Annotated in this window: 14 protein-coding genes and 1 rRNA gene (1 of these 15 cut by a window edge); 7 read left to right on the top strand and 8 right to left on the bottom strand. The window is 72.8% G+C overall.

The window, feature by feature from the left end:
• Both OG574_RS25380 and OG574_RS25375 read right to left on the bottom strand, forming a co-directional pair.
• Positions 1-12 (bottom strand): 16S ribosomal RNA (locus OG574_RS25380); it reaches 1516 nt to the left of the window's first position.
• A 676-nt stretch (positions 13-688) separates the two neighbouring features.
• Entirely contained in the window at positions 689-1237 is a 549-nt protein-coding gene (locus tag OG574_RS25375) for a MarR family winged helix-turn-helix transcriptional regulator (RefSeq protein ID WP_100598978.1), read from the bottom strand.
• A 122-nt stretch (positions 1238-1359) separates the two neighbouring features.
• Between OG574_RS25375 and OG574_RS25370 the strand changes: the two genes are divergently transcribed.
• Positions 1360-2649, top strand: coding sequence for an MFS transporter (locus tag OG574_RS25370; RefSeq protein WP_326775074.1), 1290 nt, complete (start codon positions 1360-1362; stop codon positions 2647-2649).
• Positions 2650-2661: 12 nt separating this feature from the next.
• On the opposite strand, the gene OG574_RS25365 is transcribed toward OG574_RS25370, so the two are convergent.
• Together OG574_RS25365 and OG574_RS25360 are read right to left on the bottom strand one after the other, a co-directional pair.
• Positions 2662-4359: an ATP-binding SpoIIE family protein phosphatase gene (locus OG574_RS25365; protein WP_100598976.1), complete on the bottom strand. Its 1698-nt coding sequence runs from the start codon at positions 4357-4359 to the stop codon at positions 2662-2664.
• 188 nt (positions 4360-4547) lie between these two features.
• A complete protein-coding gene (locus OG574_RS25360) occupies positions 4548-5972 on the bottom strand; it encodes an NAD(P)/FAD-dependent oxidoreductase (RefSeq protein WP_326775073.1) in 1425 nt (474 codons plus the stop codon).
• Between the two features lie 382 nt (positions 5973-6354).
• Between OG574_RS25360 and OG574_RS25355 the strand changes: the two genes are divergently transcribed.
• Both OG574_RS25355 and OG574_RS25350 read left to right on the top strand, forming a co-directional pair.
• On the top strand, positions 6355-7149 hold the full coding sequence (locus tag OG574_RS25355; protein ID WP_326775072.1) for a TetR/AcrR family transcriptional regulator: 795 nt from the start codon (positions 6355-6357) through the stop codon (positions 7147-7149).
• 356 nt (positions 7150-7505) lie between these two features.
• Positions 7506-9458 carry a sigma-70 family RNA polymerase sigma factor gene (locus OG574_RS25350; protein ID WP_326775071.1) on the top strand — a complete coding sequence of 651 codons (1953 nt, stop codon included), beginning with the start codon at positions 7506-7508 and terminating at the stop codon, positions 9456-9458.
• A 24-nt stretch (positions 9459-9482) separates the two neighbouring features.
• Here the strand turns inward: OG574_RS25350 and OG574_RS25345 are convergent, their stop codons facing one another.
• Together OG574_RS25345 and OG574_RS25340 are read right to left on the bottom strand one after the other, a co-directional pair.
• Positions 9483-12758, bottom strand: a complete 3276-nt coding sequence (locus OG574_RS25345; RefSeq protein WP_326775070.1) for a BTAD domain-containing putative transcriptional regulator — start codon at positions 12756-12758, stop codon at positions 9483-9485.
• 80 nt (positions 12759-12838) lie between these two features.
• Positions 12839-14944, bottom strand: coding sequence for an asparagine synthase-related protein (locus OG574_RS25340; RefSeq protein ID WP_326775069.1), 2106 nt, complete (start codon positions 14942-14944; stop codon positions 12839-12841).
• 614 nt (positions 14945-15558) lie between these two features.
• Between OG574_RS25340 and OG574_RS25335 the strand changes: the two genes are divergently transcribed.
• The 4 genes from OG574_RS25335 to OG574_RS25320 all read left to right on the top strand — a co-directional run bounded on the left by OG574_RS25335 (position 15559) and on the right by OG574_RS25320 (position 20614).
• The gene (locus OG574_RS25335) at positions 15559-16986 is read left to right on the top strand and encodes an MFS transporter (protein WP_326775068.1); all 1428 of its coding nucleotides are present in this window, start codon (positions 15559-15561) and stop codon (positions 16984-16986) included.
• A 104-nt stretch (positions 16987-17090) separates the two neighbouring features.
• On the top strand, positions 17091-18320 hold the full coding sequence (gene lhgO, locus OG574_RS25330) for an L-2-hydroxyglutarate oxidase (protein WP_326778613.1): 1230 nt from the start codon (positions 17091-17093) through the stop codon (positions 18318-18320).
• A 70-nt stretch (positions 18321-18390) separates the two neighbouring features.
• Positions 18391-19224: a tRNA (guanosine(46)-N7)-methyltransferase TrmB gene (trmB, locus tag OG574_RS25325; protein ID WP_326775067.1), complete on the top strand. Its 834-nt coding sequence runs from the start codon at positions 18391-18393 to the stop codon at positions 19222-19224.
• 43 nt (positions 19225-19267) lie between these two features.
• Positions 19268-20614, top strand: a complete 1347-nt coding sequence (locus OG574_RS25320) for a PrsW family intramembrane metalloprotease (protein ID WP_442816848.1) — start codon at positions 19268-19270, stop codon at positions 20612-20614.
• Positions 20615-20621: 7 nt separating this feature from the next.
• Here OG574_RS25320 and OG574_RS25315 read toward each other — a convergent pair whose 3' ends face one another.
• Both OG574_RS25315 and OG574_RS25310 read right to left on the bottom strand, forming a co-directional pair.
• Positions 20622-21566, bottom strand: coding sequence for an aldo/keto reductase (locus tag OG574_RS25315; protein ID WP_326775066.1), 945 nt, complete (start codon positions 21564-21566; stop codon positions 20622-20624).
• Between the two features lie 123 nt (positions 21567-21689).
• Complete coding sequence (locus OG574_RS25310) at positions 21690-22742, bottom strand: M23 family metallopeptidase (protein WP_326775065.1); 1053 nt, start codon at positions 22740-22742, stop codon at positions 21690-21692.
• Between the last annotated feature and the right edge of the window lie 3 nt (positions 22743-22745).

Here is a 22745-nt window from a genome sequence, read left to right as displayed (position 1 = left end):
ACTCTCCGTGAATGTTTTCCCGTAATCGGGACTACACCACGAGAGCGGAACCGTCGGGAGGAATAATCCCCACGATTCACTGCGTCCTCGCTAGTGCGCCTCACCCCGGTGTGGGAGTGAGGACTTTTTCAAAGGAACCTCCAACCCACCAAAGGTGGGCCGGGGTTGTCAATCTGGCGTTGACTTTTGGCACGCTGTTGAGTTCTCAAGGAACGGACGCTTCCTTTGTACTCACCCGAGAGACTCTCTCAGGCTTTCCTCCGGGCAGTTTCCCTTCGGTCTTGCGTTTCCGACTCTATCAGACTCTTTCGTGTCCGATTTCCTCGGCGCCTTTCAGGTTTCCGCTCCAACCTTTCGGCTTTCGCGTTTCCCTTTCCGGCGGTTCCGACTCTATCAGATCCTTTCGGGCCTGATTCCCAGTCAGCGGGGCTTGTCTTCCCGGCTGTTGGGCCGTTCCGACGTCCCAGACTTTAGCGGATTCCCCCGGCGGCTCCTAATCGGGCCGCCGCACCGAAATCGAATTGAATTCGGGCACGCCGAATTCGATCCCGGAGGGAGATCGTACTGGTGGTTGGGTTGCCGCTTCAGCGGCGGAGGTGCTGTCGCAGAACCGTTACGGCTCCGTGGCAACTCGAAGAACTTTACGTATCGAGGAGGGGCATGTCAACACCCTCCTGGCAACTTCTTTTCAGTCGAGGTCCGTGAGGCGGCCGCCGGCGTCCGGCTGGGCGTCCTCGACGCGGCGCAGCAGGCGGGTCAGGACCTCGCCCAGGACTCCCCGCTCGTCGGAGGAGAGGTCCTGGAGCAGGTCCTCCTCGAACCCGGAGGCGAGGCGCATCGCCTCGAGCCACTTGGCGCGGCCCTCGGTGGTGAGCTCGACGATGACGCGTACCCGGTTGGACTCGTCGCGGTCGCGGGTGACCAGGCCCTCGCCGACCATGCGGTCGATGCGGTGGGTCATGGCGGCCGGGGTGAGGCCGAGGCGCTTCGCCAGGTCGCCGGGGCCCATGCGGTACGGGGCGCCGGAGAGGACGAGGGCCTTGAGGACCTCCCACTCGGCGTTCGTGATGCCGAGGTTCGCGGTCTGGCGGCCGTAGGCGACGTTCATGCGCCTGTTGAGGCGGCCGAGCGCGGAGACGATCTGCTCGACCTGGGGGTCGAGGTCCTGGAACTCGCGCTGGTACGCGGCGATCTGCTCGTCGAGGGTCGGCTCGCTGTCGCCGGGGTTGTCGCCCATGGCCCGCAGTATGGCACGGGCGGCTTGGCGTTGAAGTCCTTCGGTGTGTATTGTTTAGATCCTAACTTTAGCTTCGAAGTCTTCACTTCTAACTCCTAAGGCAGGTGAAAGTGACCAGGGCGATGGGCGCAGCGATGCGTCGGATCCAGGTGGGCAGCGCGCTGAGTTCGTTCGGCGTCGGGTTCACGGTCCCGTTCCTCTATGTGTACGTCGCTGAGGTGCGAGGTCTCGGGGCCGGAGCTGCGGGCATCGTGCTCGCCGCCTTCGCCATGGCCGCTCTGGTCGTCCTGCCGTTCACCGGACGGGCCATCGACCGGCGCGGTCCCGTGCCCGTCCTGGTCGTCGCCACGATGGTGGCGGCGGTCGGTGCCGTCGGGCTCGGGCTCGCGGGCGGTCGGACGACCGCGATCCTGTCGGCGGCGGTGCTCGGTGCGGGCACGGCTGTGATCCAGCCGGCACTCGCCACGATGATCGTGTGGACGTCCACGCCGGACACCCGTACGCGCGCCTTCGCCATGCAGTTCTTCCTGCAGAACCTCGGTCTTGGCATCGGCGGGCTCATCGGCGGCCAGATCGTCGACGAGAGCCGCCCGTCGAGCTTCACCCTGCTTTTCGGCATCGAGGCCGTGATGTTCCTGGTGCTCGCCGCTGTCGTCGGTTTCGTGCGGATGCCGTACGCGCCGACGATCGGCGGTGCCGTGCCGAAGGGCGACTCCGGGACGGGCGGCGGGCTGCGGGCGCTGTTCCGGCACCGGGCCATGGTCCAGCTGTGCGTCCTCGGGTTCGTGCTGTTCTTCGCCTGCTACGGGCAGTTCGAGTCGGGCCTGAGCGCGTACGGCGTGGAGGCTGCGGGGATCTCCCCGTCGACGCTGGGCATCGCGCTCGCCGCCAACACCGCGATGATCGTGGTCGCGCAGTTCGCGGTCCTGAAGTTCGTCGAGCGGCGCAGGCGGTCCCGGGTGATCGCCGCGGTCGGGCTCGTGTGGGCGGTCGCGTGGCTCGCGGCCGGGTACGCGGGTGTGGGGCACGGCAGCCAGGCCATGGCGACGGCCGCGTTCATCTCCACGTACGCGCTGTTCGGTCTCGGTGAGGCGATGCTGTCGCCGACCGTGGCCCCGCTGGTCGCCGATCTGGCGCCGGCCGGGATGGTCGGTCAGTACAACTCGGCGTTCGCACTGGTCAAGCAGCTCGCTCTGGCCGTCGGCCCGGCGGTCGGCGGGCCCATGGGGGCCGCGCTGCACGGTCCGTACATCGTGACGTTCGTGCTGTTCTCGCTGGGAATCACGTTCCTCGCGGTGCGGCTCGGGCGGCATCTGTCGCCCGTGCAGGACCAGCCGTCGCTGGCGAAGAGCCGCATCGTGGCGGAGGGCGGGGCTCCGGTCGAGCCGGTGCCCGCGGCCGCGTCCGCCTGAGGCCCGCCCGGATTACGGCGTACGCGGCAGGGCGAATTCGCACCAGACCGCCTTGCCGCCGCCCGGGGTGCGCCGGGAGCCCCAGTTCGAGGCGATCGTGGCGACGATGGCGATGCCCCGGCCCGCCTCGTCGGCGGGTTCGGCGCGGCGGCGGCGCGGGAGGTGGTCGTCGCCGTCGGTGACCTCGATGATCAGTCGTCGGTCGGTGCGGCGGAGCCTGAGGCGCATGGGCGGGGTGCCGTGCTGGAGCGAGTTGGTGACGAGTTCGCTGGCGGCCAGGACGCCCAGGTCGTGCAGCTCCGGTGAGAAGCGCCAGCTGGCGAGTACACCCGAGGCGAAGGCACGCGCGCGTGGGGCCGCTTCGACGCCGCCGAGGAGTTCCAGGGCCGCGTTGCGGAACAGCTCTCCGTCGGGTCCCGTGCGCGCCGGGTGCTGGAGGACGAGGACGGCCACGTCGTCGTCGTGGTCCGCGGTGACGCCTGCCGCGCGGATAAGCCGGTCGCACACGACCTGGGGCGTGCCGGTGGCGCCGGCGAGCGCGCGCTCCAGGGCCGCGACGCCCTCGTCGATGTCCTCGTCCCTGCGTTCGACCAGGCCGTCGGTGTACATGACGGCGGTCGATCCGGGGCCGAGCGGCACCGATCCGGAGGCGTGCAGCCACCCGCCGGTGCCGAGCGGGGGTCCGGTGGGCTCCTCCGCGCGGTGGATCGTGCCGCTCTCGTCGCGTACGAGGATGGGGAGGTGGCCGGCCGACGCGTAGACGAGGCGGCCCTCGTTCGGGTCATGGACCGCGTAGACGCAGGTGGCGATCTGGTTGGCGTCGATCTCGATGGCGAGGCCGTCGAGGAGCTGGAGCACCTCGTGCGGCGGCAGGTCGAGGCGGGCGTAGGCGCGGACGGCGGTGCGCAGCTGGCCCATGACGGCGGCGGCGCGCACCCCGCGGCCCATGACGTCGCCGATGACGAGGGCGGTGCGGCCGCCGCCGAGAGTGATCACGTCGTACCAGTCGCCGCCGACCGCGGCCTCGGTGCCGCCCGGCTGGTAGGTGGCCGCGATGCGCAGGTCGTCGGGCTGCTCCAGCTCCTGGGGCAGGAGGGAGCGCTGGAGGGTGACGGCGGTCTCGCGCTGGCGGCGCTCGCTGGCGCGCAGCCGCTCGGCGGCCTCGGCGTGGTCGGTGACGTCGGTCGCGAAGACGAGTACTCCGGAGCTGCCTGCCCGCTCCTGTCCCGCCCCCTCGTTGTCACCGTCCGCTTCGCCGGCCGGCACCGTCACGGGTGTGCAGGTGAACGTGTACGAGCGGCCGCCGGCCACCTTGCGGGACTTGACCGTCCGCGGCTTGCCGCTGCGCAGGACCTGGTCGAGCAGCGGCAACAGGCCGAGTTCCTCCAGCTCGGGCAGCGCCTCGCGCGCGGGGGCACCGGTGGGGCGGTCGCCGAAGGCCGCGACGTACGCGTCGTTCACGTACGCGATGCGGTGGTCGGGGCCGTGGACGAGGGCGACGAGGGCCGGGACGCGGTCGAGGACCTCGCGTGCGGGCAGTTCGTCGATGCCGGCGGCGGGCGTGGGCGCGTCGTCGTCGGACGGGGGTTCGTGGCGGGCGGCGGGCACGGCGCCTTCCCCTCGCTGGCTTTGGGAGACGCCATGGTCGGACCGCGCTGCCGCGCGGCGCTGCGTTCCGGGGAGCCGGGCGCTCCAGCGCGTGAAGTTCACTGTGGGGAAAGCCTCGTGAGGTCGGGTGGGGTCTCCCCTGTCCGGCCGGGAGACCGGGAGCGCGGGGAAGGGCAACGTGGCGGTCGGTCCGCCCACGGTCAGGGGCCGGCCAGGGTCATGGACCAGTCTGACCGACCGGACCGACATCCGTCAGACGCCGGTCCTTGAGGGGGAGTTCCTGAGTCCGGTCAGGTCGACCCCTTCGGGTCCTGGGGCGGGTTCGCCGGGGGGCTGCCCGGCGGGTTTCCCCCGGCCGCGAGTTCGAACTCCGCACGCGGGCGTTCGAGCGAGCCGAGGGAGACGATTTCGCGCTTGAAGAGCCCGGAGAGTATCCATTCGCTCAGGACACGGGCCTTCCGGTTCACGGTCGGCACCCGGCTCAGGTGGTAGACGCGGTGCATGAACCAGGCAGGGTAGCCCTTCAGCCTGCGCCCGTAGACGTGTGCGACACCTTTGTGCAGGCCGAGCGAGGCGACGGAGCCGGCGTATTTGTGCTCGTAGTCCGTCAGGGGCTCGCCGCGCAGGGAGGCCGCGACGTTGTCTCCGAGGACTCTGGCCTGGCGCACCGCGTGCTGGGCGTTGGGCGCGCACTCCTTGCCCTCCTCGCCGGCCGTGATGTCGGGGACGGCGGCCGCGTCGCCCGCGCCCCAGGCGTGCGGAGCGCCGTCGACGGCGAGCTGGGCGGTGCAGGTGAGACGGCCGCGTTCGTTGCGCGGCAGGTCGGTCGCGGCGAGCAGGGGGTGCGGTTTGACGCCCGCGGTCCACACGACGGTGCGGGTCGGGAAGCGGGAGCCGTCGTCGAGGACGGCGACCCGGTCCTCGCAGGATTCGAGCCGGGTCCGCAGGCGTACGTCGATGTTGCGGCGCCGCAGTTCGCTGACGGTGTAGCGGCCCATCTCCTCGCCGACCTCCGGGAGGATGCGGTCGCTGGCCTCCACGAGGATCCATTTCAGGTCGTCCGCGGTGACGTTGTGGTAGTGACCCGCGGCGTAGCGCGCCATGTCCTCGAGTTCGCCGAGTGCCTCCACACCCGCGTAACCGCCCCCTACGAAGACGAAGGTGAGGGCCGCGTCGCGGATGGCGGGGTCGCGGGTCGAGGAGGCGATGTCCAGCTGCTCGATGACGTGGTTGCGCAGGCCGATGGCCTCTTCGACGGTCTTGAAGCCGATGCCGTGGTCGGCGAGCCCGGGTACGGGCAGGGTGCGCGAGACGGAGCCGGGGGCCAGGACGAGTTCGTCGTACGTGATCTCGACGGCGCCCGTGCCTTCCTCCTCGGTGGCCAGCGTGGTGAACGTGGCGGTGCGCTTGCCGTGGTCGACCGCCGTGACCTCGCCGACGATGACGCGGCACCTGCCGAGGACGCGGCGCAGCGGCACGACGACGTGGCGCGGCGAGATGGATCCGGCGGCGGCCTCGGGCAGGAACGGCTGGTAGGTCATGTACGGGTCGGGGGTGACGACGACGATCTCGGTCCGGCCGCTTCTCAGTTCCGGTTTGAGTTTCTGCTGGAGCCGCAGGGCGGTGTACATCCCGACATATCCGCCCCCTACGACGAGGACGCGCGTACGCGGGACTTCCGGGGCCGTCCCCCGGGAAGAAGCAGTCTTCGGCATCGGCACCACCCCATGACGCATCGGCCACTTGAGTTTGTCCACAGCCCCGGCAAATTGTGTGACCGGCGGCCGCACCGGCAGCCGGTCGGGCGAATTGCCGGAGTACGGGACATGTCCGCAGGTCAGCGGGCGTGTAGCGGGTGAGGCGCGGGGGTGCAATCGGGGTGGAATCGCCGCGTACTCCGTTCGGGGGGCGCTCTGTGCGGAACCTGCCCCTTCTGAATTGACTCCGGCTCAACTATGTTCGTGTGCTGTCGGGGTGTCGGGGGATGCGCTGACGGATCCGTCGGACGGGTCCGTGGAACTGGCCTGTTCCTCACGCTCCGGTTGCCAATGGCGGGGAGAGTCTCCGGGGGGAGACGTCATTACCGGGGGAACACATATGCACATTCAGGACTCTCAATGGACTTCCGCGGCTTCCGTTTCGGCCGTGGCCGGCGGACCGGCCGCCACGGCGGGCGGTAACGGGCGCGGCGCGGGCGACAGTTCGCGTGCCGCGCCGCTGCGCGTGGATGCCCAGCGCAATCTGGAACACGTCCTGCGCGCGGCGCGTGAGGTCTTCGGCGAGCTGGGGTACGGCGCACCGATGGAAGACGTGGCGCGGCGGGCCCGGGTCGGTGTCGGCACGGTGTACCGGCGCTTCCCGAGCAAGGACGTACTGGTGCGGCGCATAGCCGAGGAGGAGACCTCCCGGCTGACCGACCAGGCGCGGGCCGCCCTCGGCCAGGAGGACGAGCCGTGGTCGGCGCTGTCGCGCTTCCTGCGCACGTCCGTCGCCTCCGGTGCGGGGCGGCTGCTGCCTCCGCAGGTGCTGCGCGTCGGCGTCCCCGACGAGCGGGCCGACGCGGCGGGCGCGGTCCGGGACGACACGCGGGTTCCGCAGCAGCGGCACGCCGGCGTCCCGCCCGAGCTGCGTCTCGTGGAGCAGCGCACGGCCCCGGTCGCCGAGGCCGTGCCGGCGGACGACGCGGGCGCCGCGGAGCTGCTCGAGGTCGTCGGGCAGCTCGTGGACCGGGCGCGCGCGGCGTCGGAGCTCCGCGCGGACGTGACGGTGGCGGACGTACTGCTGGTGATCGCCACGGCGGCGCCCTCGCTGCCGGACGCCGCACAGCAGGCCGCGGCCTCGTCGCGACTTCTGGACATCCTGCTCGAAGGGCTGCGGTCGCGGCCCGCGTAAGGGCGGGCAGTACCGCGCAGGACCGGTGGAGCTGGGCGCACCCGGGGCGGGGCGGGTTCTGGGCGTGTGACCGACGCCTGGGGTGCCGCGGCGGCCTTCGGCGGGCGCGGTGCCAGGTGATGCGCGCGGTGCCGGCTGTGGGGACGGCCGTGGGTGACACATGTGCGTCGCGCGCGGCCAACTCCCGTTTTTGACACGAAAGTTGACCACTACCCGTACGAGTGACAGCTATTGCTTCGCTGTAGGAAGTTTCCACGGATGAGTGGTTGACGGACACCGGCAGGTGGTGCGGGCCACCCTTGTGGCACTCTTTCCCGCGTGTTCGGGTCTGAGTGTGCGGTCGGGGGCTTTCCGCGATGAGTGTTGACGGGCGGGGCGAGCCACTCGAGAACAGTGGTGCGGGCGACACCGGGACCGGCGGGCTGCCCGCGCGGCAGGTGCCGAGCCAGGGAGGTCCACGCCGGGACGACTCGCCAGGCTCCGAACCCCCCGGCCCCTCAGCCCCCGCCGGCCCCTCCGACGCCCCGGGTGAGGGCCGCTCCGACCTGAGCGTCCCGCAGCAGCGCGAGCACGGCGTGGATCCGGGCACCTCCGTCCTGCCGCCCCCGCGTGAAACGCCTCCGGCGGACGCCGACCTGATCGCCTGTATGCGGTCCGGCGACGACACCGCGTACGAGGAGCTGTACCGCCGTCACTCGGCCGCCGTTCGCCGTTACGCACGCACCTGCTGCCGGGACGCGCACACCGCCGACGACCTCACCGCCGAGGTGTTCGCGCGCATGCTTCAGGCCGTGCGGGGCGGCAGCGGGCCCGAGCACGCGGTGCGCGCCTATCTGCTGACCACCGTGCGCCGCGTCGCCGCGGGCTGGACGAAGTCGGCGAAGCGCGAGCACCTGGTCGAGGACTTCGCGGTCTTCGCCCAGCAGGCCGCCCGCTCCAGTGAGGTCTCCGACGACGACACCCTGGATCTCGGCGCCGACGTCCTCGCGATGCACGAGGCCGAGCAGTCGATGGCCATGCAGGCCTTCCGGTCCCTGCCGGAGCGCTGGCAGGCCGTCCTGTGGCACACGGAGGTCGAGGACGAGTCGCCCAGCGAGGTCGCCACGCTCTTCGGCCTCGACGCCAACGGCACGCGCGTGCTGGCCAAGCGTGCCCGCGAGGGCCTCAAGGAGGCGTACCTCCAGGCCCATGTGAGCACCACCCTCACCCAGGACGAGGAGTGCGCGCGCTACGCCGACCGGCTCGGCGCGTACGCCCGCGGCAGCCTGCGCACCCGGGCCGAGCGCGGCCTGCGCAAGCATCTGGAGGAGTGCGCCAAGTGCCGGCTCGCCGCCGGTCAGATCAAGGAAGTCGCCAGCGGGATCCCCGGTGTCGTGCCGGTCGCGGTCATCGGCTGGTTCGGTGCCGCCGGGTACGCGAAGGTCGTCGCGCTCATCGGCGGCGGCGCCGCGAGTGCGGCGGGCGCCGGTGCGGCGGCCGCGGCGGGCGGCGGTTCCGGCGGGGCCGCGGGCGGGGGCGCCGCGGCGTCCGAGGGGCTCGGCGCGCCCGTGAAGGCGGGCATCGCGGCCGGTGTGGTCGCGGCGGGCGTGGCCGTGGCGGTGGCGATCGCCCTCGCGGGCGATCCGCAGAAGCCCAAGCCGGAGGCGCGCAAGGAGAAGCCGGCGGTCTCGCAGCCGATCACCCCGTCGAAGCCGACGCCTCCCCCGAAGCCGAAGCCCGAGCCGCCGGCCCCGCCACAGCCGACGCCTCCCCCCGAGCCCGCGCCGAAGCCGACGCCCACCCCGAAGCCGACGCCCAAGCCGACACCACCCCCGAAGCCGGCCCCGAAGCCGACGCCCGAGCCCACTCCGAAGCCCACGCCTCCCTCGCCCGCCCCGGCCGTCTACCAGCTCAATCAGCTGTCGTACGCCGGACTCGGCGACGGCACCGAGCCGGAGATCCGGCCCGGCGAGAGCAGCTGGGTGTGGCAGCGCTACGGCCTGCGCGTCGCGGACAAGCAGTACGCGAACGGCGTCACCGTCCACGCGAAATCCTCCGTGACCATCGACCTCAACCGCAGCTGCACCGCTTACGACGCCTTCGCCGGTGTCGACGACATGACGCTCGGCACGGGAGCGGTGCGGTTCTCCGTGTACGCGGACGGGGTGCGCCTGTGGAGGTCGCAGGTCCTCAGGGGCGGGGACGCTGCCGTTCCGGTTCATGTGAATCTCGCGGGGCGCACGGCGATCCGGCTGGTCACCGAGCCACAGACGAACTTCGACTCCCTCGCGGTCGGGGACTGGGCGGAGTCCCGTTTCACCTGCCGGTGAGCCCCGGCTGAGGCGTGAGCGGTCCTAGTTGAAGCGGCGGACGTGTTCCGTCAGGTGAGTGACCGCCTCGGCCGCCGTGTGTCCCGCCCCCGCGGCGCGCGCTTCGGCGTACCTGTCGGCGCCCAGTGCGGCGACCGCCTCCGCCTCCATCGCCTCGATCTCGGCGCGTTCGGGCAGCGGGCGCTCGGCGCCGCCGAGCCAGCCGTCGGACGCGGCCACCAGCCGTACCGCGCCCTCCGTGTCGCCCAGCTGGGCCAGGAACAGTGCTCCGCGGCCCGCGAGGCCCGCGTTGACGATCTCCGCGCAACGGGTCTCGACCGCGTACCGCAGGGCGTCGGTGAGGACCGAGAGGCCGCGCGCGGGCCCCGACTCGGCCGCGGTGATCCGCGCGTCGACACCCCCGACGGCCGCCGTGAACTGCGGAGGCGGCGTACCGCGCGACGACTCCCTGGCCGCCTCGTCGCACAGCGCGCGGGCCCGTGCCACCTCGCCGTCCTCCACCGCCATCAGCGCGTTCAGGAGGTGCACGTATGCATGCGGGTCCGGCACCCCGTACCGGTCGGCCTCCCCGCTCGCCTCGGCCAGGAGCTTGCGGGCCGCTTCGGGTTCACCGGAGCGGTAGGCGATCTCTCCGAGCCGGGCGATGAGGAACGGTGCCTCCGCATAGGCGGCCACCTCGTAGGCGAGGCGCAGCGCCTCCTCGAACTCGCCCTTCGCCTCGTCGAACCGGCTGCGCGCGATGGCCGCCTCACCGGCCGCGCTGCACACCTGGGCCCGCATCCACCGGTCCCCGACGCGGCGGCTGATGGTCCGCAGCTCGGCGACGTCGTCGTCGACGCCCGTGAGGTTGCCCGGCCCGTCGACGGCGGTGTGCGTACGGAACATCAGGGTGACGCCGACCTCCCACTCGCCGCCGTACACCCGGCAGTTGGCGATGGCCTGGTCGAGGGCGGCCCTGACGTCTTCCGGGTTGTCCAGGAAGTGCACGGTGAACGGCCAGATGATGCCGGGGAAGCGGGCCCCCGTGGGCCCGGGCCGCGCGAAGGCGTCGCGCACCCGCACGAGGTACTCACGGTCGGCCTCCCCGCGCAGGGCGCTCTCGGGTTCGGACTGGGCCACGAAGAAGATGTGCAGGAGGCGCAGCTCCATGAGAGGCCAGTACAGCGGGTCGTCCTCGTCCGCCAGGTCGCCCGCAGCGGGGAACGTCCGCCCGTCGGACCGGGGGCCCCGGCATTCGGAGGGGGCCGGACGCTCCGGGCGGGGCGTCGGGAGCAGCTCCTCCAGGATGTGGCCGACCCATTCGGCGCCCTCCCTGCGGTAGTTGCGCAGCCACCAGAACCAGCCGGTGGAGAGGGCGAGTTCGACCGCGGACTCGGTGTCGCCGGTGACCGTGGAGCGGTGCAGGGCGGCGCGGATGTTGTCGAGCTCCGTCTCCAGGCGCTCGATCCAGGGGAGTTGCTCGGCGGAGCGCAGGAGCGGGTCGGCCTTCTCGACGAGGGCTCGGAAGCAGGCGACGTGGCGCCGCTCGGCCTCGGTGCGCAGCAGCGGTGTCTCGGCGGCGCGTTCGGTCGCGTACTCGTGGATCGTCTCCAGCATCCGGTACCGCATGCTGCCGTGGCCCGGGGTGGCCACCAGGAGGGACTTGTCGACGAGCGCGCCGATCAGGTCGGATGCGGGGCCGGTGCAGACGGCCTCCGCGGCCTCCAGGTCCCAGCCGCCGGCGAAGACGGACGCCTCGCGCAGGACCGTGCGCTCCTGCTCGTCGAGGAGGTCCCAGGACCAGTCGACGACCGCGCGCAGGGTCTGCTGGCGGGGCAGTACGGTGCGGCTGCCGCTGGTCAGCAGGCGGAAGCGGTCGTCGAGACGGTCCGCGATCTGGCGGGGGGTGAGGAGTCTGAGGCGGGCGGCGGCCAGTTCGATGGCGAGCGGCAGGCCGTCGAGGCGGCGGCAGATCTCGGCCACGGCCTCGGGGTCGCCGGTGACGTCGAAGTCGGGGCGCACGGCGCGGGCGCGCTCGTCGAACAGGCGGTGCGCGGGGTCGGGCGGCAGGGGTTCGACGGGGCGCACGGACTCGCCGGGCACGCCCAGGGGTTCGCGGCTGGTGGCGAGGACCGTGAGGCCGGGGCAGTGGGTGAGGAGGGTCTCGGCGAGCTCGGCCGCGGCGCCGATGACGTGTTCGCAGTTGTCAAGGATCAGGAGCAGGCTGCGCTGGGCGCAGTGCTCGACGAGCAGCGCCACGGGGTCGTCCTGCGGCGCAGTGTGCTCGCTGGTCATCAGGACCGTCTCGCGCAGGCCGAGGGCGCTGACGACGGCGCCCGCCACGGCCTCGGGCTGGTCGAGCGGGGCGAGCTCGGCGAGCCAGGCACGGGGGTGCTCGGCGGCGGCTTCCTCGGCGAGGCGGGTCTTGCCGGAGCCGCCCGGTCCGGTAAGGGTGACGAGGCGGGCCGCTCGCAAGTCTGAACGGATGGCGTCGAGTTCGGGTTCCCGGCCGACGAACGAGTTGAGGCGTGGCCTCAGATTGCCGGCGCGCTGCGACTGCCGGGGCGGCGCCGGGCGGCCGGACTCTCCGGCGTGGACGCGGGCGGGGTCGAGCAAGTCGGCGTACAGGGCGGCCAGTTCGGGTCCGGGGTCCGCGCCGAGGCCGTCGGCGAGGGTGTGGCGGGCCGTCTCGTAGGCGGCGAGTGCGTCGGCACCGCGGCCCGCGTCGCGCAGGGCGCGGATGAGGAGGGCGTGCAGCGGCTCGTCGTACGGGTGGGCGCGGGTGAGTTCGGTCAGCTCCGGTACGACGTCCGCGGCGCGGCCGAGCTGCAGATCGGCCGCCACGCGCGCGCGTGCCGCTTCGAGGCGCTGGGCCTCGGGGCGGGTCGCGGCGGTGCGGTCGGCGAGGTCGGCGAGTGCGGGTCCGCGCCACAGGGCGAGCGCGTCGCGCAGGGCGCGGGACGCGGTCGCCGGGTCGTGCGCCGTGAGGGCGGCCGTGCCCTCACGGGCGAGGCGCTCGAAGACGTACAGGTCCACGTCGTCGGGGCGGGCGGCGAGGCGATAGCCGCCGCCCGCCTCCGAAGTGACGGCGTCTTTGCCGAGGACACGGCGCAGTCGGCCGACGAGGGCCTGGAGGGCGGCGGTCGCGTCGGCGGGTGGCTCGTCGGCCCATACGTCGTCGATGAGCGCGTCCGCGGGGGCGGTGCGGCCGGCTTGCAGCGCGAGCGACGTGAGCAGGGCGCGCAGGCGCTGTCCGCCCACGGGCAGGGGTGTGCCTTGATCGTCGTACGCCTCGGTGACGCCCAGGATTCGGTACCGCACGGGTCCATTCTCACGGTCGGGACGGGCTCAGTCGCGCGGATTCCGGTTCGGGGTGCTGAGGACACCACGGGCGCAGTGCTTCAGCGCCCGGCTCCCAGTGCGCCCCGCTGCGGTGCGACGCTCCCGGTGGGGACGGCGCGCTGGCGGGCCGGGGTGCCGGTCCAGCAGGTGCCGCGGCGGGCGAGCAGGCGGCGCAGCCAGAGTTCGAGGGAGACGAGGTCGGCGAGGCCGTCCAGCGGCAGGGGCTCGCCGTCGGCCGCCGCGCGCAGGGCCTTCCGGACGACGCGGGCCTCGATCAGGCCGGTCTGGGCGAGGAGCGGGGTGTCGAAGAGCTGGATGAGGTGGTCGGCACGGACGCGCAGGCCGGTGCGGGCCGCCGCGGCGGATGACGCGTGCGAGGGGGCGCCCCAGCCGGCGGGGAGTTCGCTGACGCCGGCGCCTTCGAGGACGGTGCGCAGGATGTCGGCGCGGGCGCCGGGCCGGACGCGGAGCGCCTCGGGGAGGGCGCGGGAGGCGCGTACGACCTGGTTGTCGAGGAAGGGGGCGTGCAGGCGCTGGAAGCGGACCTCGGCGGCCTGTTCGAGGACGCGCAGGTCCGCCGCGTGACGGGCGAGAGCGGCGCGGGCCCGGAACGCGCCGGGCCGCTGCCCCGGTCCTGGCCCCGGACGCGTCGCGCCGTCCTGGAGGCGAACCGATACTTCAGCGAGGGCCTCGCCCGTCAGCCAGCGCGCGGCGGGCCCCGGTCTCGCCCAGGCGAGGGCCGCGAGCGATGCGCCGACGGCGCCCGCTTCACCGCCCGGGTCCTCGAAATTCCGCTGCAGCAGCCGCTCCGCGAGGCTTGCGATGCCCGCCTTGTACGGCGTGCGGGCCAGCTTGCGCGCCGCGCCGTACACGCGCGCGGGCACCAGCACGGAACCGCCGTCCGCCTTGGCGAGCGCGGCGACCGGCTTGACCATGTGGCGCCGGCGCCGGTCCATGAGGAGGTCGGCAAGGCGGGCCGGGTGCGCGTCGAGGACCTGGCGGGCGCCGTAGCCCGTGAAGTGGTCGGCGCTCCCGGAGAGAAGGCGCGTGCGGTGGCGGGCGGCGGTGATCAGGGAGGGGCCGGGCTCGTCGGTGAGGGGGCCGTCCAACTCGGCGTAAGGGAGCGCCTCTTCGCCTGCGGTGACGACGACGTGGTGCAGCCGGGGGTTCGCGGCGATGGCGCCCGCGCGCTGGAGTTCGGCCTCGCGTCCTTCGGCGCCCGCGGACAGGTCGTTGAAGGTGACGGCGAGGAGGCGTTCGCCCGCGCCCGTGCCGTGGCCGAGGACCGTGCCGGGCAGCCCGGGCAGTCCCGCCGCGAGCAGCGCGAGAGTTCCGGACGCGGGTCCTCCGGAGAGGTCGGCGCCGATGCCGGGCACGGGCATGCCGCGGGCCGCGCGCCGCTCGGCGGGGCCCATGCCGGGGACGGGTCCCGGGTCGATGTCGGCGCCGGGGACGTGCCGGGGCGCGGCGAGCCGGGCGCGTACGGCCTCGACGAGCGCGTCGCGCAGGGCGTCCACCGCGCCGGTGGGGTCCGCGGAGGGCGCGGCGACGGCGAGCGACGCGACCGGTTCGTAGCCGGCGATCTCGCGGGCACCGGCGCGCAGGATCAGCGCGTGGCCCGGCGGGATGCGGTGTACGCCCTGGTACGGCGTCGAGTCGTGCAGGGCTTCGGGCACGTCGGGGGCGGCGAGCAGGGCCGCGAGATGGCCGATGTCGAGGTGGGCCTCGATCAGGTCGGCGAGCGGCAGGGCGGCCGTCGCGTACGCGGTGCCGCCGGCCCAGGGCGTGTAGAACACGGGCCGTGCGCCCGCGAGATCACCGGCGACCATGAGGCGCCGGCCGACCTGGACGACCGCGGTGTAGCTGCCGGACCAGGCGGTGAGGTGGCGCAGGGCCCCGCCGCGCGCGGCGAACAGGCCGACCCGCAGCTGCTCGTCGGTGGCGCCGCAGGTGCCGAGTACGGCGATACGGGTCTGCTCGTCGGCGCTGACGATCCTGACCTCGTCCGGACGCCAGTCGCCGACCGCCCACAGCGGATCGGGGTCACCCCACAGGAGCTGCGAACCCACGGGATGGACGGTCTCCCCGTCAGGTCCGGTCGAGCCCGCGGACCCGAACCGCACGGGCCCGGCGGCGGTACTGCTCCACCCCACCAACCACCGCATCGCCGCCTCCACAGGTTGTGGACAGAACCTCGTCAGAAGGAATCAGAGGAAATCACAGGAACAGAGTCCCCATGCTGCCACGAAGGAGGCCTACGAGAGAGGCGACCGGGCGGCACGTGCGCCACCGAATGCGCCCCTTTTGAGCGGCAGTTGAACCCCCCAGAGACCGCTCGGGGGCATCGGTGACGCCGTACGGCACCATCGTTTTTCGGCCAAATCGGCCGTGGATGGCCAGACCTGTGCACACCACATCGGCCACGGCGCGCAACGCACGGTCCGGGAGGCGCCCTGCACCTCCCGGACCGGTCCGCCGCCCGCGGGGATGAAGGCGGCGGTGTCCCCCAGCCCGCTGGATCCAGTACAGCGGGCCGACCCACGCACCATCCATGGAAGCCCTCCCCCCATGACCGCAGAAGAGCGCACGCACAGGCGCACGGCCACACGGGCGGAGCACACCGTGACGGCGGCGCCCCGGGCACGTACTCCCGTACGGACAATATTCCCGCCATCCGGAACTATGCCCCTTAACGCTTGGGATCCGGCGAACTACGCTGGGTGTACGAATGCCGCGCGGTTATGCCACCGCGGCAGCCGGCTGTGTCGAGGGGTGGCGCATGTCCAGGGAGCAACGCGGGCCGAACGAGAAACTCGGCACCGTTCTCGCCCTCGCGGGAATCAGCAACGCAGGCCTGGCGCGGCGGGTCAACGACCTTGGCGCGCAACGCGGTCTGACGCTTCGCTACGACAAGACCTCGGTGGCTCGCTGGGTCTCCAAGGGCATGGTGCCGCAGGGCGCTGCGCCGCACCTCATCGCCGCCGCCATCGGCCAGAAGCTGGGCCGGCCCGTGCCGCTGCACGAGATCGGCCTGGCGGACGCGGATCCCGCGCCCGAAGTGGGCCTCGCCTTCCCGCGCGACGTGGGGGCGGCGGTGAAGTCGGCGACGGAGCTGTACCGCCTCGACCTCGCGGGCCGCCGCACGGGCGGCGGCATCTGGCAGTCGCTGGCCGGATCGTTCGCGGTGAGCGCGTACGCGACGCCCGCGTCGAGATGGCTGATAACGCCGGCCGACTCGTCGGTCGCACGCGACGCCCAGCCGCTGGAGAGCGGCGGGGACAACACGCCTCAGAAGGTCGGCCACAGTGACGTCCGGAAACTGCGCGAGGCGGCCGAGGACGCGCGGCGCTGGGACTCCAAGTACGGGGGCGGCGACTGGCGTTCGTCGATGGTCCCCGAGTGCCTGCGCGTCGAGGCGGCCCCGCTGCTGCTCGGCGCGTACTCGGACGACGTGGGGCGCGCCCTGTTCGGGGCGAGCGCCGAACTGACGCGCCTGGCCGGGTGGATGGCGTTCGACACGGGCCAGCAGGAGGCGGCGCAGCGCTACTACATCCAGGCGCTGCGGCTCGCGCGCGCGGCGGCGGACGTGCCCCTGGGGGGCTACGTGCTGGCGTCGATGTCGCTCCAGGCGACGTACCGCGGGTTCGGCGACGAAGGGGTGGATCTGGCGCAGGCCGCCCTGGAGCGCAATCGCGGGCTCGCCACCGCCCGGACGATGAGCTTCTTCCGGCTCGTGGAGGCACGCGCACACGCGCGCGCCGGTGACGCGCACGCCGCGGGTGCCGCGCTGCGGGCCGCGGAGGGCTGGCTGGAGCGGGCGCGCGACGGGGACCACGACCCGTCGTGGCTCGGCTTCTACTCGTACGACCGCCTCGCCGCCGACGCCGCCGAGTGCTACCGCGACCTGAAGGCACCCCGCCAGGTGCGGCGCTTCACGGAGCAGGCCCTGTCGAAGCCCACGGAGGAGTTCGTGCGCTCGCACGGGTTACGCCTCGTGGTGTCGGCGGTCGCCGAGCTGGAGTCGGGGAACCTGGACGCGGCGTGCGAGCAGGGCACGCGCGCGCTGGAGGTGGCGGGGCGGATCTCGTCGGCCCGGACCACCGAGTACGTGAAGGATCTGCTGCACCGCCTCGAGCCGTACGGGGACGAGCCGCGCGTGGTGGAGCTGCGGGAGAGGGCGAGGCCGCTCCTGATGGCGCCGGCGTAGGGCAGAGGTGTGAAGAACCGGTCCAGCCGAACGGCTACCGCCCGGGTTTGAACGCGTTGTCAGTGGCGCAGTGCAGTATCGGGGTCGGGAGGTGAGGCACGGTGATGACGAGCGGGTACGACTGCGATGTGCTGGTGATCGGCGGCGGGATCGTCGGTCTGTCGACGGCGTACGCCCTCACGCGCGCGGTACCGGGAACCCGTGTGACCGTCCTGGAGAAGGAGCACGGCCCCGCCAGACACCAGACGGGGCGTAACAGCGGGGTCATCCACAGCGGTGTGTACTACCGCCCCGGATCGCTCAAGGCCCGCTTCGCGGTGCGGGGCGCGGCCGAGATGGTCAAGTTCTGCGAGGAGTACGGCGTCGCGCACGCGGTCACCGGCAAGCTGATCGTGGCCACCGAGCGCGACGAGCTGCCCCGCCTGCACGCCCTGGTCCAGCGCGGCAGGGAGAACGGGATTCCGGTGCGGGAGCTCGGCCCCGCCCAGATCGGCGAGTACGAGCCGTATGTGCGCGGCCTCGCCGCGATCCACGTGGGCACGACGGGTGTCGCCGACTACGCCTCCGTGGCCCGGCATCTCGCCGAGGCCTCGGGCGCGGACATCCGGTACGGCGCTGAGGTGATGCAGATCGACCGCCGCGCGGAGCGTGGTGTCGCGGTGCGCACGGCCGCCGGGGATGTCGTCCGGGGGCGCGTCCTGGTGAACTGCGCGGGGCTGCACTGCGACCGGATCGCCCGGCTCGCGGGGGACGACCCCGGCATGCGGATCGTCCCCTTCCGGGGTGAGTACTTCGAGCTGGCCCGCCCCGAGCTCGTGCGCGGCCTGGTCTATCCGGTGCCGGACCCGGCGTTCCCCTTCCTCGGCGTCCATCTCACGCGCGGCATCGACAAGAGCGTGCACGTCGGTCCGAACGCGGTGCCCGCGCTGGCCCGCGAGGGCTACGACTGGTCGACGGTCAGACCGCGCGAGCTCGGCGCCACGCTGGCCTGGCCCGGCTCCTGGCGGATAGCGCGCCGGCACTGGCGGTACGGGGCCGGGGAGCTGCGCCGCTCGGTGTCCCGGGACGCGTTCACGGCGGCGGTGCGCAGGCTGCTGCCCGCGGTGACCGCGGACGACCTGGTGCCCGCGCCCGCCGGCGTCCGGGCGCAGGCGGTCCTGCGGGACGGGACCCTGGTCGACGACTTCCTGATCCGCGAGGCCCCGCGCACGGTGCATGTGCTGAACGCGCCGTCCCCCGCGGCGACGGCCTCGCTCCCGATCGGCCGCGAGGTCGCCCGGCGAGCCCTGGCCGCGCTCGGGTCCCAAGCTGCGGGTTGTGAGCTCAGGTCCTGAGCTCTGGGGCCTGGCCTCCGGGGCCTGAGCTTGGGCCCCGGCCGGATCCGGCGTCTAAAATCGCCTCACTGTGTCTGAGTCACCCCACACCCCCGAAGCCCACACCCCCGAGGCCGCCGGTCCCGAAGCCCCGGCTCCCGCACGCGCCAAGGGCGAGCCGCGCTTTCCCGAGGGGCCCGCGCCCGACCCCGCCGGTTCGCACTTCGAGCGGCGCATCCGCAGCTTCCAGCCCCGCCGCAGCCGCGTCACCACGGGCCAGGCGGACGCCCTCCAGCGGCTGTGGCCCGCGTGGGGCCTCGACATCGACGGGCAGCGCGTCCTCGACCTCGACGAGCTGTTCGACGGCAGGAAGCGCGTCGTCCTGGAGATCGGCTTCGGCATGGGCGAGGCGACGGCGCAGATGGCCGCCGACGACCCCGACACCGGCATCCTCGCGGTCGACGTGCACACCCCGGGCCAGGGCAACCTCCTGGGCCTCGCCGAGCGGAACGGCCTGACGAACGTACGGGTGGCCAACGGCGACGCGATCATCCTGCTCCGCGAGATGCTCCCCGCCGCCTCCCTCGACGGGCTGCGCGTCTACTTCCCCGACCCCTGGCCGAAGAAGCGCCACCACAAGCGGCGCCTGATCCAGCCGGAGTTCCTCAGCCTCGCCAAGGTCCCCCTCAAACCCGGCGCCCTGGTGCACTGCGCGACCGACTGGGAGCCGTACGCCGAGCAGATGCTCGAAGTCCTGACCGAACACCCGGACTACGAGAACACGCAGGCCGACGGCGGGTACGCGCCCCGGCCCGCGTTCCGCCCCCTCACGCGCTTCGAGGGCCAGGGCCTGGACAAGGGCCATGTGGTCCACGACCTGCTCTTCCTGCGCGCCGCGCACGCACCGGCCACCGCCGCGGACTGACACCCCGTCGCGGCCGGGCCCGTCCCTCGTTAGGGTCAACACTGTGGCGACCTATCCCTCGTATCCGAATGCGTTTCCGCACGCGCAGCCCGGAGCAGGCGCTCCGGGGCCCGGCACGCTGCGGCATCCGCGCTGGTGGGAGCGGAAGGCCGTGCACGCCTGGGCGCTCGTCTCGCTCCTGACGCTCTCCGGCCTGGTGATCCTCGCCCTCGTGCGGGAACAGACCGGCACCAAGGGGTTCCTGGTCGGGCTCTGCCTCGCTGTCCTGCCCGTCCCGCTGCTGATAGCCGCGTTCCGCTGGCTGGACCGGGTCGCGCCCGGGCCCTGGCGAAACCTGCTGTTCTCCTTCGCCTGGGGCGCCTGCGCCGCCGCGCTGATCGCGATCGTCGCCAACAGCTTCGCGACCCACTGGATCGCCACGAACTCGGCCGACCCCGCGAACGCCGACACCCTCGGCGCGACGGTCATAGCGCCCATCGTCGAGGAGTCCGCGAAGGCCTGCGCCGTCCTGCTCATCTTCCTGTTCCGCAGACGGGACTTCACCGGGATCGTCGACGGCGTCGTGATCGCCGGCGTCACCGCCACCGGCTTCGCGTTCACCGAGAACATCCTCTATCTGGGCAACGCCTTCGGCACCGACCAGCTCAACAGCGGCACCGGCATCGCCTCGGTGACCGCCGCCACCTTCTTCGTACGCATCGTCATGTCGCCGTTCGCGCACCCCCTGTTCACGGTGCTCACCGGCATCGGCTTCGGCGTCGCGGCCCGGACCGCGCCCGACCGCGGGCCGGTGCGGCGCGTGTTCCTGCCCCTCACCGGGCTGCTGCTCGCGATGGGCATGCACGCCACGTGGAACGGCTCGTCGGCGTTCGGCCGGTTCGGGTTCTTCGGGGTCTACGCGCTGTTCATGATGCCCGCGTTCGGGCTGCTGACCTGGCTCGCGATCGGGACCCGCCAGCGCGAACTGCGCACGGTGCGCTCCGAGCTGCCCGCGTACGCGGCGGCCGGCTGGGTCGGCCCGGCCGAGCCGTTCGCCCTCGGCTCGATGCGCGCCCGCCGGCTGGCCCGCGAGTTCGCGCAGCACCACGGCGGCAAGGGGACGGCCAAGGCCGTCGCCCAGTACCAGCAGTACGCGACCTCACTCGCGCTCCTGCGCCACCGCGGGCGGCGCGGGCGGGCCGGGGCGGACTATGTCGTACGGGAGCGGGAACTGCTCGACGAGCTGTGGGCGCGGCGCCACGCGGCCCGCCCCGCCCTCGCCTACGCGTCCCGCGCCACCGCGCCGCCCGTGTGGGTGCCGCCGATGTACGCGGGGCCGGTGCACGCGGGGCCGGTCGCCCAGTTCCCCGCGCACAGTGCCCACAACGCGTACAACCCGTACCGCTACTGAGTACGCCTCAGGCGGACGCCTCCGTGAGCTTCGAGAGCTCCGCGTCCGTCAGCTCCAGGTCGGCCACGGCCACCAGCGCCGGCAGCTGCTCCACGGTGCGGGCGGACGCGATCGGCGCAGCCACCGTCGGGCGGGACGCGAGCCAGGCGAGGGCGACCGTCGCGACCTCGGCGCCGTGCGCCTGCGCCACCTCGTCGAGGGCCTTGAGGACGCGCACGCCGCGCTCGGTCTGCAGGTGCCGGCCCGCGCCCGCGGCCCGCGGGCTGTCGACCTCGGTGCCCGGCCGGTACTTGCCCGTCAGGAACCCGGACGCCAGGGCGTAGTACGGGACGGCGGCGAGACCGCTGCGCGAGGCGACCTCCTGGAGCCGGCCCTCGTAGGTGTCGCGCGAGACGAGGTTGTAGTGCGGCTGGAGCGCCGCGTAGCGGGCGAGGCCCTCGCGGTCGGAGAAGTCCAGGGACTCCTGGAGGCGCTCCGGGGTCAGGTTCGACGCGGCGATGGCGCGCACCTTGCCGGACTTCACCAGCTCGTCGAGGGCGGTGATGATCTCCTCGACCGGCACGGACGGGTCGTCGAAGTGCGTGTAGTAGAGGTCGATGTAGTCCGTGCCGAGGCGGCGCAGCGACTCGTCTGCGGCGGACTTGATGGTGTTCGCGGACAGGCCCTTGAAGTCGGGGTGGGCGCCGACCTTGGTGGCGATGACGACATCGGAGCGGTTGCCGCGCGCGGCCAGCCACTTGCCGATGACGGTCTCGGACTCGCCGCCCTTGTTGCCCGGAACCCACGACGAGTACGCGTCGGCCGTGTCGACGAAGTTGCCGCCGGCGGCGACGTACGCGTCGAGCACGGCGAAGGACTGCGCCTCGTCGGCGGTCCAGCCGAACACATTGCCGCCGAGGGAGAGCGGGAACACCTCGAGGTCTGACGAGCCAAGCTTGCGAAGAGAAGTCATGGCCTGTCGGAACACCGATACGGAGCAAGATATTCCGGGCATGGCCGACCGGCAGCCCTGACGTCGGGGGGTTGCCGTCAGGACCACCGGGGTTCGGAGGGTTACGAGCCGGGTTACGAGCCTTTAGATGGTCAGGCCGTTGGAGCGCAGCCACGGCGCGGGGTCCACTCCGGTCGCCTGGCCGCCGGGGTGGACCTCCAGGTGGAGGTGCGGCCCGGTCACGTTGCCGGTGGCGCCGACGCGGCCGATGACGTCGCCGCTGGTCACCTTCTGGCCGGCGCTGACGTTGAGGGACGACTGGTGGCAGTACCAGAGCTCGGTGCCGTCCGGGAGCTCAAGGACGGTGCGGTAGCCGTACGCGCCCGCCCAGCCTGCTTCCTTGACGGTGCCGGAGTGGATCGCCTTCAGCGGCGTACCCGTGGGAGCGGCGAAGTCGAGACCCGTGTGATAGCCGGAGGACCACATCGAGCCGGGCTGACCGAAGGTGCCGGTGATCGTGTAGGAGGCGACCGGCAGCGTGAAGCTCTTGGCGAGCTTGGCGAGGCGCTCGGCCTCGGCCTTCTTCTTCGCAGCCTCCTCCGCCTTCTTCTTCTCGGCGGCGGCCTTCGCAGACGCGGCGTCCTGCTCCTTGGCCGCGTCCTCGGCGGCCTTCTTCGCGGCGGCCTCCTCGGCGGCTGCGGCCTCGGCGTCGGCGGCCTGGTCCTGCTGCTGCTCGGCCTGCTGCATGATGCGGGCGCGCAGGGCCTCACCGGCGGTCGTGCCCTGCTCGGCGTCCGCGGTGGTGATGCCGGCGCCGGTCAGCGGGGCCGCGTCGGCGCCGGACGAGTCGTCGTCCGAACCGTCGGATATCAGCGCGCCCACGCCGGGCAGCGACTTGGCGTCGGGCAGCGAGTCCTTGACGGCCGAGAGGTCGGGCATCGAGATGTGTACGGGGGGCTTGCCGCCCTGCGCGGTGGCGATGCCGCCCGCGCCGACGGCCGCGATCACGCCGACCCCGAGAACTGTGGAGCTGCGCGCGAGACCGCCGCGCTGCTTGGCTACGCGGTGCCTGCCGCGTACGGGGCGGACGGACTCCTCGGTGGGATTCCACTCGTCCCAGGTCCGCTCGTCCGCTTCGCCGAACTCTTCGTCGATCGGCGCGTAGGAGAACTCTGGGGCAGGCCGGTTGGACGCCACGGG

Source organism: Streptomyces sp. NBC_01445, assembly GCF_035918235.1.
Taxonomy (GTDB): Bacteria; Actinomycetota; Actinomycetes; order Streptomycetales; family Streptomycetaceae; genus Streptomyces.
The sequence above is the reverse complement of the archived record's forward strand: the minus strand, read 5'-3'. Positions and strand labels throughout refer to the sequence as shown.

What these genes read in the sequence shown, in the direction of transcription:
- OG574_RS25375 (WP_100598978.1), bottom strand. Translation starts at nt 1,237, where the DNA reads ATGGGCGACAACCCCGGCGACAGCGAGCCGACCCTCGACGAGCAGATC.
- OG574_RS25355 (WP_326775072.1), top strand. Translation starts at nt 6,355, where the DNA reads ATGCACATTCAGGACTCTCAATGGACTTCCGCGGCTTCCGTTTCGGCC.
- OG574_RS25315 (WP_326775066.1), bottom strand. Translation starts at nt 21,566, where the DNA reads ATGACTTCTCTTCGCAAGCTTGGCTCGTCAGACCTCGAGGTGTTCCCG.
- OG574_RS25360 (WP_326775073.1), bottom strand. Translation starts at nt 5,972, where the DNA reads ATGCCGAAGACTGCTTCTTCCCGGGGGACGGCCCCGGAAGTCCCGCGT.
- OG574_RS25370 (WP_326775074.1), top strand. Translation starts at nt 1,360, where the DNA reads ATGGGCGCAGCGATGCGTCGGATCCAGGTGGGCAGCGCGCTGAGTTCG.
- OG574_RS25335 (WP_326775068.1), top strand. Translation starts at nt 15,559, where the DNA reads ATGTCCAGGGAGCAACGCGGGCCGAACGAGAAACTCGGCACCGTTCTC.
- lhgO (WP_326778613.1), top strand. Translation starts at nt 17,091, where the DNA reads ATGACGAGCGGGTACGACTGCGATGTGCTGGTGATCGGCGGCGGGATC.
- OG574_RS25350 (WP_326775071.1), top strand. Translation starts at nt 7,506, where the DNA reads ATGAGTGTTGACGGGCGGGGCGAGCCACTCGAGAACAGTGGTGCGGGC.
- OG574_RS25340 (WP_326775069.1), bottom strand. Translation starts at nt 14,944, where the DNA reads ATGCGGTGGTTGGTGGGGTGGAGCAGTACCGCCGCCGGGCCCGTGCGG.